The organism is Aeromicrobium sp., assembly GCF_050700635.1.
GTDB lineage: Bacteria > Actinomycetota > Actinomycetes > Propionibacteriales > Nocardioidaceae > Aeromicrobium.
In genome coordinates, this window is record NZ_JBOHDT010000209.1 from 1 (window position 1) to 10,494 (window position 10,494).

A 10,494-nucleotide genomic window follows, 5' to 3' on the forward strand; every position below is an offset into this window, starting at 1 on the left:
CGAGCCGCCAGCCGACGGCGTCGACGTACTCGACCTCGCTGCTGGCGTTGGAGTGGTTGCCGAGCTTGTCCTTGAGGCGTTGCAGCTGGATGCCGTTGGCCGTGCCGTCGGGGAGAACGCGCGGCACGACGAAGCAGGTGAGCCCACCCTGCGCCTGCGCGAGCACCAGCAAAAGGTCGGACATCGGCGCCGACGTGAACCACTTGTGCCCGGTGATCCGGTACGTGCCGTCGGCCTGATCGACGGCGCGGGTGGTGTTCGCGCGCACGTCTGAGCCGCCCTGCTTCTCGGTCATCGACATGCCGGCGGTGAGGAACTGCTTCTCGGCGGGTGCGCGGGACGACGGGTCGTAGCCGGCCGCGGTGAGCCCGGGCTCGTACTGCGTCGCCAGCGTTGGATCGACCCGGAGGGCCGGCACCGCGGCGTAGGTCATCGAGATCGGGCACTGGTGACCGGCGTCGACCGGACCCCACGCGCTCAGCTTCGCGGCGCGCACCAGGTGGGCGTTCGGGTCGTCCGAGGCCCACGGCGTGCCATGCAGGCCGAAGCCCGTCGACAGCTCCATGAGCTCGTGGTAGCTGGCGTCGTACGCCACTTGGTCGATGCGGTTGCCGTAGCGATCGTGGGTGTGCAGCACCGGTGGGTGCGCCTCGGCCCGGTCGCCGAGCGCAATCGCGTGAGCGGTGCCGGCCAGCCGGCCGACCTCGTGCAGCTCGTCCAGCGCCGTCGTGGCGCCCTCGCGGCGGAGGGCCTCCTCGAACACCGGATGGTCGGCGGTGTCGTGGCCGGTGAGCGGCGGGACCTGGTTGGTCACCTCGTGGGTCGTGGTCATGGCTCTCCTTCGGTGCGCAGTCGCTTGATCTCGGTGCGGAAGTCCTCGTAGCCCTGACGCATCGCGGGCGCGGGCCAGTCGTCGGGGAGCAGGTCGTCGGGCAGCGCGGGGTCGGTGCGCAGGTGGCGCACCAGCGCGGCCGCGGCGGTGAAGCGGTCGGCGAAGGTGTCGCCGTTGCTGGTGACGTCGAGAAGCGAGGTGCCGGTGTCGGCCCAGCGTCCGAGGTCCCACAGTCGCGCGGTCAGCACTGCGGGATCGTCGGGGCGCGCCATCAGACGCAGCGTGTCCGGCTCAGCGGCGTCGTCGCGGGGCAGGTTGTCGGGACGCATCCACACCCCCTCGCGGAGCATCACGAGGCGTCGTTTCGTCAGTCGTCGTCGCAACTCGGCGCGCGCGGAGGCATCACGCCCACTCGACGTGACGACGACGGTCTCCCACGTCCCGTCCCACGGAAGGCGGACCGGGTCGAGCTCGAGCTCCTGCAGCTGATGACGCTCCAGGTGGCGCGGACTCAACGCGTAGACCGCCTGGTCACTGACGAGGTCGCCCGCCTGCACGAGCCGGGTGAGTGCGACCCGCATCGTCGCCGGCGAGATGCCGAACCGCTCGCCTGCGCCGAGGATGTCGCGCACCGGCAGTCGCGGAGGATGAGCGCCGAGAAGCAGGCTCAGCACCACCGAGCGCGCGGGGAGCGGTCGGACGCGAGCTGCTGTCAGCGGCATAGGACTCCGTTACAGACTCGAAACGTCTGTATGAGAATCGTAATACCAGCGATCCCTGATGTCTAGATGACGCCCGCGACCTCGGCGACCTCGCGGTACACCACGGCCAGGCTCGCGATCGTGGCGTGGGTGTTGAGACCGCTGGGGTTGGGCACGACCCACAGCTCGGCATCGCCCATCGTCGCTTCCTGCCGCCCCGTCGCAGCGCGGCGCTCGCTGAACGCGGTGCGATAGGCGGTGATCCCGGCGACAGCGACCACGCGCGGTCGATGCTCACGCACGAACCGTGCGAGTCGATCCCGCCCGTCGCGCAGCTCGTCGTCGGTGAGCTCGTCGGCGCGCACGCTCGCGCGCCGAACGAGGTTCGTGATGCCCACGCCGCGTTCGACCAGCACCGGGGCAGCCTCGCCGGGAGTCCGGACATGGTCGGGCAGGACGCCGGCAGCGCGGAGCGCCGGATAGAAGCGGTTGCCCGGACGGGCGAAGTGGAAGCCGGTCTCGGCGCTCATGATGCTCGGGTTGATGCCGACGATGAGGAGTCGAAGGCCTGGCCCCACGAGGTCGGGAGGCGACGGGTGGTCCGGCATCACCTCAACAGTAGCGATCCTCGTGTCGGACGCTTGCGACAAACGGGCCCGAATTCGGCCCCAGACCTGACAGGATGGGCCCGTCAAAGGGGGCCCATGTCGGACGAACAGTCGTTCCCGCCGCCAGGTCATCAGCCGTATCCACCGCGGAGTCCGGGCCTGCCGCAGCACCCGGTCGCGGCGCCGCCCGCACCTGGCCCGTCGCCCGGAGCGGCGCCGCCCGGCATGCTCGGCGCAGCGCACAAACCGGGTGCGATGCCGCTGCGGCCGCTCGGGCTCGGCGACATGTTCGACGCGGCCTTCCGCATCATCCGGTTCAATCCCAAGGCCACCGTCGGTTCGGCCGTGCTCGTCGCCTCGGTCACGATGCTGATTCCGGTGGTGATCAGTGCGATCTTCACGTTCACCGTGGGTGTGACGCTCTCCGAGACCGGCGAGATCGACACCAGCGCCACCCAGAGCGAGGTCGTCGGCACGTTCGTGTCCCTCGGTTCCCTTTTCGGCGGGACGATCCTGCTGCAGATCGGGCTGATCTTCGTCACCGGCATGATCGCCCACGTCACGAACGCTGCGGCCGTCGGCCAGCGACTGTCGCTCGGCGAGGCGTGGGCGGCCACCCGCGGCAAGCGGTGGAAGCTGCTGGGCCTGATCGCGGTCATCAATGCAATCGCGCTGCTGGCCCTCGCCGTGTACGTCGGCCTGTGGGTGCTGGTGGTCGTCTCCAGCTCCACCCCGCTGACCGTGATCTGGGGCGTCGTCACCGTCCCGGCCTTCCTCGCCGGGATGTTCTGGTACTGGGTCCGCGTGTACTACCTGCCGGCCCCGGTTTTGATGCTGGAGCCGGTCGGCGTCTTCGGCGCGATCGTGCGCGGCTTCCGGCTGACCCACCACCAGTTCTGGCGGGTCTTCGGTATCGGCGCACTGACGTTGATCGTCACGACCGTCGCCGGGGGGATCCTCTCCTTCCCCATCTCCCTGGCCGGTGAGATTGGCGCCCTCGCCGTCCCGGAGTACGCCGTGCTCGGGCTCGCGATCACCCAAGCCATCTCGGCGGTCATTTCGTCGGCCTTCGTGGCCCCCTTCGCCTCTGCGGTGGCGTCGCTGCAGTACATCGACCAGCGCATGCGCAAGGAGGCGTTCGACGTCGAGCTGATGGCCCGGGCGGGGATCACCGGCTTGTGAACCTGACCGTCGTCGTCACCGGCCCGATCGACCCGAGTCCGGATGAGGCAAGGTCGCTGATGCAGCGCGAGCTGCTGAAGCCCGAGTACTACGAGGATGACCTGATCCTCCGCCTCCTGAACTGGCTCGACCGGCTGCTCAGCAGGGGCATCGACGCGGCGATCGATCTCCCGGCAGTCAGCGTCTTCGCGGCCATGCTCATCGCCGTGCTGCTCATGGGCGGGCTGGCGTGGCTCGTTTCTCGTGCGCAAGGAGCCGCCCGGGCGCCCCGGGGGACGCACGCCGTGCTGACCGACGAGGTCATCACGGCTGCCCAGCTGCGCGCCCGGGCCCAGGCCGCGCTGGCCGACGGCCGCCACGAGGATGCGATGACCGACGGGTTTCGCGCGTTGGCCGTGCGTCAGGTCGAGCGTGGACGGCTCGACAATAGTCCCGGAACGACGGCCCAGGAGGCGGCTAGAGCGCTCGGCGGTGAGTACCCGAGCTTCCGTACCCGGATCGGCGGCACCGCGGCGCTTTTCGACGCGGTGATGTACGGCGACCGTGCGGCCAGTCGTGATCAGGCCGCCGACGTGCTCGAGCTGGACGACGAGATCGGGAGTCGTCGATGACGCAGGCGTCCCTCATCAGAGCCACGTGGTGGCGACGCCACCGGTCGATGCTGCTCGTCGCCTGTGGGTTCCTGCTCGCGGTCGTCGTGGCGGTCGTGCTCGGCGCGGTCGACGAAGGACGGACCGCACCCTATGACCCGGACAACGCCGGGCCGGACGGATCGCGGGCGCTGGCTCGCGTGCTCGACGACCAGGGTGTCGACGTCGAGGTGGCGCGCTCGGCCGACGAGCTCGACGAGACCACGGTCGGCGCGGATACCGTCGTCGTTGTGACCTCCACCAGCGAGCTCGGCAAGAACACCGTCGACCGCTTGCTGGAGCACGCACGGGGGAGCCGTCTCGTGCTCGTCGAACCAGGCATCGACGTCCTCGCCGCGGTGGATGCCCCCGTGCAGACCGACCAGGTCATCCCCGACCGGGGCGTCCCCGCCGACTGTGACGACCCGAAGTTCCGGGGCCTGACCCTCGAGGTCGACTTCGCCATCGGCTACGGCGGCGGCTCAGGCTGCTTCGGCCAGGACGACGTCTCGATGGTGCTGGAACGGAACGGGGTCACGCTCTTCGGCGGTGGTGAGGCGATGACGAACGACCAGGCTCTCCGCGGTGACAACGCGGCGGTGAGCCTCCGACTGCTCGGTCAGAGCGGGAGCCTGGTCTGGTACGTGCCGACCTTCGAGGACGTCGGAGCCGACGAAGGCCTCGGAGTTACTGCGCTCCTCCCGCGGTGGATCGAGCCCGGACTCTGGATCGCCGCGATCGCCACGATCCTCCTGATCCTCTGGCGCGCCCGCCGGCTCGGCGCGCTGTCGACCGAGCCGCTTCCCGTGTCGGTCATGGCCATCGAGACCACTCGCAGCCGCGGGCGGCTCTACCGCAAGGCCCAGGACCGGGCGCATGCCGCTGAGGTGCTGCGAACCGCGGCACGAGCGCGCGCCGCCGCACGATCGGGCCTGGGCGTCACCCACGATCAAGACGCACTGATCAAGAACCTGGCCCGCCAGACCGGCCGCCCGGAAGCCGAGGTCACCGCACTGGTCAGCTCTGACGCCGAGCCACCCTCAACGGATCGTGCGCTGATCACGCTGGCTCGAGAACTGACCGAACTCGACAGAGAGGCACGCCGAACATGACCGAGTCCCCTGCACCCGTGGACCAGGATCGCGACGACTGGGCCCAGGACGACCAAGCCCAGGACGATCAGGACCAGGACGACCAGGCATCGCGTGAGCGGCTGGCAGCCGTGCGAGCCGAGGTCGCGAAGGCCGTCGTGGGCCAGGACTCCGCAGTCTCCGGCCTCCTGGTCGCGCTGCTGTGCGGCGGTCACGTGCTGATGGAGGGCGTCCCCGGGACGGCCAAGACGTTGCTGGTGCGGACCCTCGCCGCCAGCCTGTCCGTCGACGCGAGGCGCGTGCAGTTCACCCCCGACCTGATGCCGGGCGACATCACCGGCTCGATGGTGATCGACAACACTCGCGGAGAGCTCCGATTCCGCGAGGGCCCGGTCTTCACCAACCTGCTGCTGGCCGACGAGATCAACCGGACACCGCCCAAGACCCAGGCTGCGCTCCTCGAGGCCATGGAGGAGGGACAGGTCTCGGTCGATGGTGTCTCACGCCCCCTGCCGCGCCCGTTCCTGGTGGCCGCGACCCAGAACCCGATCGAGTACGAAGGCACGTACCCGCTGCCCGAGGCTCAGCTCGACCGGTTCCTGTTGAAGGTCGTCCTGCCGATCCCCGGTCGTCCGGACGAGGTGGAGATCCTGAACCGGCACGCGAGCGGGTTCGACCCTCGCGACGTGACCGCCGCAGGCGTGCGGGCGGTCGCGTCCGGTGCAGACATCGCGGCTGGTCAGGCCGCGGTTCAACGGGTCCAGGTGTCGCCGGACATCAGCGGTTACATCGTCGACATCGCCCGGGCCACCCGCGAGTCGCCGTCGCTGTCGCTGGGCGTCAGCCCACGAGGAGCAACCGCCCTGCTGCGGGCCGCCCGGGCATGGGCCTGGCTCACCGGCCGTGACTTCGTGACGCCCGACGACGTCAAGTCCCTCGCCCGCGCCACGCTGGCGCACCGACTCGCACTCCGTCCGGAGGCCGAGCTCGAGGGAGTCGACGTGATGCAGGTGCTCTCCTCGGCGCTCGACTCGGTGCCGGTGCCGCGATGACCGTCCCGATCGCCGGCGTCCCCTGATGGCGATCTCAGGCCGGGTGCCGCTGCTGATCCTGCTGGGCATGGTCCCGGTCGTCCTGCGTCCGGTGATGAGCACCGTGTGGCTGTGGGCGCTGGTCGTTCTGCTGCTCTGTCTCGCCGACTGGAAGCTCGTGTCCCCGGCCGCCTCGCTGTCGTTCTCGCGATCATCCACGGGTTCGGTCCGCCTGGGTCAGCCGGCCGAGACGACGGTGGTCGCCACCAACGACTCACGTCGCCGCGTGCGCGCCCTCGTCCGCGACGCCTGGCAGCCGACCGCCGGCGCCACGGACAACCGGCACCGGGTCCGGCTCGCCGCGGGGGACCGGACGCGACTCCGGACACCGCTGCTGCCACGGCGTCGCGGCGACCTGAGGGCCACGGGCATGACCGTGCGGTCCCAGGGGCCGCTAGGACTGGTCGCCCGGCAGAAGACCTTCGACGTTCCGGGGACGGTCCGTTCGTTGCCACCGTTCGACTCGCGCAAGCACCTGCCCTCGCGCCTGGCGCGTCTGCGGGAGCTCGACGGCCGCGCGGCCGTGCGCGTACGCGGCCCGGGCACGGAGTTCGACTCGCTGCGCGAGTACGTCAGGGGAGATGACGTGCGCTCCATCGACTGGCGAGCCTCGGCGCGAACCACGAAGGTCGTCGTCCGGACCTGGCAGCCGGAGCGCGATCGTCGGGTGGTGCTGGTGCTCGACACCTCACGCACCTCGGCGGGCCGGGTCGAGGACGTGCCGCGGCTCGACTCGGCGATGGATGCCGCCCTGCTCCTTGCCGCCCTCGCGGCTCGCGCGGGCGACCGGATCGACTTCGTGGCGGGCGACCGCCGGGTCCGGTCGCGAGTCCGTTCGGCCCACGCCCGCGACATCGTCGGCACCCTGCAGGACGCCATGTCCGGGCTGGAGCCGGTGATCGCCGAGGCCGACTGGAGCGCGCTGGCCGGCGCCGTCCAGGGTCTCGGCCGGCAGCGGGCCCTGGTCGTCCTGCTCACACCCCTGGAACCGTCGGCGATCGAGGAAGGACTGCTCCCCGCGCTCCCGGCGCTGACCAAGCATCACCGCGTCGTCCTCGCCTCGGTGAAGGACCCGGCGCTCGCGGAGCTGGCCGCCGCCCGCGACACCATCGACGACGTGTACGGAGCGGCCGCCGCCGAGCAGGTCCTGCGCCGCCGCACCCGCACCTCCGAGCTGCTGACAAAGCTGGGCGTGGACGTCGTCGACGCCGACGCCCAGCGCCTGCCGCCCGTGCTGGCCGACCACTACCTCACCCTCAAGGCCCGCGGGCTTCTCTAGTGCGGGCCGGTCATGCCTGCGACGCGACCCGGGCCTCGAGCAGTGCGGCGTCGATGTCGCCGGTATGGCCACGACGCACGGCGTTGCGGCCGAGCACGAACACGTAGGCGAAGAAGACGAGCTCGGCCAGGATGCCGATGCCGACCCTGGCCCAGGTCGGGAGCCCGGACGGGGTCACGAAGGCCTCGATGACACCGGTGACGAGGAGCACCCCGACCAGTCCGAGTGCGACGGTCGCCGCGGTCCGGCCCTCGCGGGCGATCGACGCTGTGCGGCTCAGGTCACCCGGCTCGATCCAGGACCAGAACAGCCGCAACCCGACGCCCCCGGCGACGAAGACGGCGGTCAGCTCCAGCAGGCCGTGGGGGAGGATGAGTCCCCAGAACAGCTCGCCCCGATCGTGACGGATCATGATCGAGCCGATGATCGCCAGGTTCGTGATGTTGTTGAAGAGCAGGAAGATCACCGGGGCACCCAGGATCCCCAAGGCGATGCAGAGCGCCGCGACCCACGCGTTGTTGACCCACACCTGCGTCGCGAAGTGACTGGCGGCGTACTCGCTGTAGTAGTTGGCGAAGTCGTTGCTGACGAGCTGGTCGACCTCGCTGGGGGAGAGGAGGCTCTGCTCCACTCTCGGGTGGTCGAGCAGCCACCACATCATCACAGCGGCGACCACCACGTTGGCGGTGAGGCAGCCCAGCCACCACCACCGCAGCCGGTAGAGGGCGGCTGGGACGCGGTCGACGAAGAAGGTCGCGACGCCGCGCCAGGTGGTCACCCTGGTACCGATCGCCCTGTTTCGCGCGCGGGCGAGCAACGACGACAGATGGGCGACCAGCGAGGCATCGGGAGCGGAGGTCCGGACCACCGACAGGTGTGTGGCGACCTGTTGGTAACGCTCGACGAGCTCGTCGCTCTCGGTGCCGGAGAGGTTGCGGGCCTTGAGCAGCACCTCGAGGCGGGACCACTCGCGCGAGTGCGCTTGCACGTACGCGTCGAGGTCCACGCCGATAGCCTAAGGGCGTGCAGGCCATGATCGGCCCGGAATTCGCCACCCTCACCACCGACGACCTCGTGACCGGCGAGGCCGTCGCGCTCGACCTGCCCCCGGCAGGCGTGGGCTCGCGGATCGCGGCCGGCATGATCGACGTCGCCGCGACGATCCTGCTGATGGTCCTGGCCATCGTGATCGCTGGTATGGCGTCGGTCCGTTGGGACGAAGCGCTGGTCACCGCTGCCGTGATCGGCACGACGATCGTGGTCTTCATCGTGTTCCCGACCGCGCTGGAGACTCTGACGCGTGGCAAGTCGCTGGGGAAGCTGGCGCTCGGGCTCCGCACGGTCCGCGACGACGCGGGACCGATCGGCTTCCAGCACGCGTTCGTGCGTGCCCTCATCGGCTTCGTCGAGATCTACGTGTTCTGGGCAGGGCCCGCCCTCCTGTCGGCGATCGTCAGCTCGCGCGGCAAGCGTCTCGGTGACTTCGCCGCCGGCACGTACGTCGTCCGCGAACGAGTGAGTCTTCAGCTCACCCCACCGGCCGCGATGCCGCCGCACCTGGCGGCCTGGGCGCAGCGCGCCGATATGGCTTCGTTGCCGACCGGTCTGATGCTGGCTGTGCGTCAGTTCCTGGCCAGGTTGTCGACGATCGATCCCGCGTCCCGGACGGCGATCGGCGCGCGGCTCGCCGACGAGGTGGCCACATACGTCGCCCCGGCCCCGCCCGCCGGAACGACCCCCGACGACTTCCTCAAGGCGGTGATCGCCTCCCGCCGCCAGCGAGACCTCGCCCGCCTCGACCGCGAGGCCCGGTTCCGCGACCGCCTCGTCGTCCGCGACTGAATATGGGCGCGTCCTACGAGATCAGTGAGCAGCGCAGGCGAACGCTGATCCGCCGGAAACGCCTCGGAGTGGTGTTGATGGTCGTCGGGATGGCAATGGTGGCCCCGGGGGGTGTCCGTCCTCGTCCCGGTTGGCGTGGACGACCTGCAAAAGGAGTGGTTGTGGGTCTCGGCGGTGTCCCTGCCCGTCGCGCTTGCCATCGTGCTGACCGGGGCCTACTTCTTCGGCGACGCGCAGGAACGACTCGGGCAGACGGGAGACCTCTCCGAGTTCGTCAACGATCCGAAAGAGGCCCTGCGCTTCGTCCGACTTCTCCTGGCCGGGTCGCCAGCATCGGTGTGGCGTTCCTCGCGGCTGCAGCCGGGTTCCATCAGCTCGTCGTCAAACACTCCGTGGTGCAGTGACGGTGCGCCACTCGCGGGGCACATGTCACGGGCGTGACCCAGACACGGTTCTCGCGTTGAACGGGCATGCGCCCCAGAAACCTCCTGACGGTTGTCTTCGCCATCTCCGTCCTGTCCGTGCCCTTGCTCACCGTGTCGAACGCAACGGCCGCCCCCGAGGGCGGCGTTGACGACGAGTACGTCGCGCTGGGTGACTCCTGGTCCGCCGACGTGGTGATTGCGGACGCCAACGGCGCGCCGGACACGACTCACGCGCCGATCGGCTGCGGGCAGTCGCACACCAACTACCCCAAGCTGCTGGCCAAGGAGCTGGGGATCTCGAACTTCCGGGACGCCACGTGCGGTGGAGCCGAGACCGACGACTTCTACGCTCCGCAGAGTGTCGACCCGGGTGGCACGAATCCGGCGCAGTTCGACCGTCTGAGTCCCACCACCGACCTCGTGACGGTCGGTATCGGCGGCAACGATGCGGGGATCGCCGGCGCGGCGATGGACTGTCTCGGTCTGTTCCCTGACGACGAGACGGTGCCTCCTGGGACCGCGCCCGAGCCGGTGCCGACCGGCGGCTGCAAGGACAGGTACGCGCCGGAAGGTGGTGAGGACCAGCTCGCCAGGCAGATCCTCGAGGCCGAGCCGAAGGTGGTGGCGGCGCTCCAGGAGGTTCACCGGCGCAGCCCGGACGCTCGTGTGCTGATCATCGACTACTTTGCGGCGGTGCCCAAGCACGCCTGCTACCCGACGGTGCCGATCAGCGAGGAGGTCAGGGTCTACCTGCACGCCACCATGCTGCGGCTCAATGCGATGGTGCAGCGGGCGGCAGCCGCCGGGGCTGCGG

Annotated in this window: 12 protein-coding genes; 8 read left to right on the plus strand and 4 right to left on the minus strand. The window is 70.1% G+C overall.

The window, feature by feature from the left end:
* The 3 genes from ACRDPN_RS16535 to ACRDPN_RS16545 form a co-directional block, all read right to left on the minus strand.
* On the minus strand, window positions 1-832 hold an 832-nt coding region (locus ACRDPN_RS16535; RefSeq protein ID WP_431449781.1), incomplete at its 3' end, for an acyl-CoA dehydrogenase family protein.
* Complete coding sequence (locus ACRDPN_RS16540) at window positions 829-1,554, minus strand: PaaX family transcriptional regulator C-terminal domain-containing protein (protein ID WP_431449782.1); 726 nt, start codon at window positions 1,552-1,554, stop codon at window positions 829-831. The genes ACRDPN_RS16535 and ACRDPN_RS16540, both read right to left, overlap by 4 nt.
* A 62-nt stretch (window positions 1,555-1,616) precedes the next feature.
* Entirely contained in the window at window positions 1,617-2,141 is a 525-nt protein-coding gene (locus tag ACRDPN_RS16545; protein ID WP_431449783.1) for a mismatch-specific DNA-glycosylase, read from the minus strand.
* Window positions 2,142-2,237: 96 nt separating this feature from the next.
* Here ACRDPN_RS16545 and ACRDPN_RS16550 point away from each other — a divergent pair, with 96 nt between their 5' ends.
* The 5 genes from ACRDPN_RS16550 to ACRDPN_RS16570 all read left to right on the plus strand — a co-directional run bounded on the left by ACRDPN_RS16550 (window position 2,238) and on the right by ACRDPN_RS16570 (window position 7,413).
* Entirely contained in the window at window positions 2,238-3,323 is a 1,086-nt protein-coding gene (locus ACRDPN_RS16550; RefSeq protein ID WP_431449784.1) for a hypothetical protein, read from the plus strand.
* On the plus strand, window positions 3,320-3,934 hold the full coding sequence (locus tag ACRDPN_RS16555; protein WP_431449785.1) for a DUF4129 domain-containing protein: 615 nt from the start codon (window positions 3,320-3,322) through the stop codon (window positions 3,932-3,934). The genes ACRDPN_RS16550 and ACRDPN_RS16555 overlap by 4 nt, the downstream gene beginning before the upstream one ends.
* Entirely contained in the window at window positions 3,931-5,064 is a 1,134-nt protein-coding gene (locus ACRDPN_RS16560) for a DUF4350 domain-containing protein (RefSeq protein WP_431449786.1), read from the plus strand. The genes ACRDPN_RS16555 and ACRDPN_RS16560 overlap by 4 nt, the downstream gene beginning before the upstream one ends.
* 101 nt (window positions 5,065-5,165) lie before the next feature.
* Entirely contained in the window at window positions 5,166-6,095 is a 930-nt protein-coding gene (locus tag ACRDPN_RS16565; protein WP_431449791.1) for an AAA family ATPase, read from the plus strand.
* 25 nt (window positions 6,096-6,120) lie between these two features.
* On the plus strand, window positions 6,121-7,413 hold the full coding sequence (locus ACRDPN_RS16570; RefSeq protein WP_431449787.1) for a DUF58 domain-containing protein: 1,293 nt from the start codon (window positions 6,121-6,123) through the stop codon (window positions 7,411-7,413).
* Window positions 7,414-7,423: 10 nt separating this feature from the next.
* Here the strand turns inward: ACRDPN_RS16570 and ACRDPN_RS16575 are convergent, their stop codons facing one another.
* Window positions 7,424-8,419, minus strand: coding sequence for a stage II sporulation protein M (locus tag ACRDPN_RS16575; protein WP_431449788.1), 996 nt, complete (start codon window positions 8,417-8,419; stop codon window positions 7,424-7,426).
* A gap of 26 nt (window positions 8,420-8,445) precedes the next feature.
* Between ACRDPN_RS16575 and ACRDPN_RS16580 the strand changes: the two genes are divergently transcribed.
* From ACRDPN_RS16580 to ACRDPN_RS16590, 3 genes are all read left to right on the plus strand, one after another.
* The gene (locus ACRDPN_RS16580; protein ID WP_431449792.1) at window positions 8,446-9,255 is read left to right on the plus strand and encodes an RDD family protein; all 810 of its coding nucleotides are present in this window, start codon (window positions 8,446-8,448) and stop codon (window positions 9,253-9,255) included.
* Window positions 9,256-9,390: 135 nt separating this feature from the next.
* The gene (locus ACRDPN_RS16585) at window positions 9,391-9,696 is read left to right on the plus strand and encodes a hypothetical protein (RefSeq protein WP_431449789.1); all 306 of its coding nucleotides are present in this window, start codon (window positions 9,391-9,393) and stop codon (window positions 9,694-9,696) included.
* A gap of 29 nt (window positions 9,697-9,725) precedes the next feature.
* The coding region (locus ACRDPN_RS16590) for an SGNH/GDSL hydrolase family protein (RefSeq protein WP_431449790.1) at window positions 9,726-10,494 on the plus strand (769 nt) is incomplete at its 3' end.

Bases quoted from the DNA above. Each gene is read 5' to 3' on its own strand.
- ACRDPN_RS16540 (WP_431449782.1), bottom strand. From the start codon at position 1,554: ATGCCGCTGACAGCAGCTCGCGTCCGACCGCTCCCCGCGCGCTCGGTG.
- ACRDPN_RS16545 (WP_431449783.1), bottom strand. From the start codon at position 2,141: ATGCCGGACCACCCGTCGCCTCCCGACCTCGTGGGGCCAGGCCTTCGA.
- ACRDPN_RS16550 (WP_431449784.1), top strand. From the start codon at position 2,238: ATGTCGGACGAACAGTCGTTCCCGCCGCCAGGTCATCAGCCGTATCCA.
- ACRDPN_RS16560 (WP_431449786.1), top strand. From the start codon at position 3,931: ATGACGCAGGCGTCCCTCATCAGAGCCACGTGGTGGCGACGCCACCGG.
- ACRDPN_RS16570 (WP_431449787.1), top strand. From the start codon at position 6,121: ATGGCGATCTCAGGCCGGGTGCCGCTGCTGATCCTGCTGGGCATGGTC.
- ACRDPN_RS16580 (WP_431449792.1), top strand. From the start codon at position 8,446: ATGATCGGCCCGGAATTCGCCACCCTCACCACCGACGACCTCGTGACC.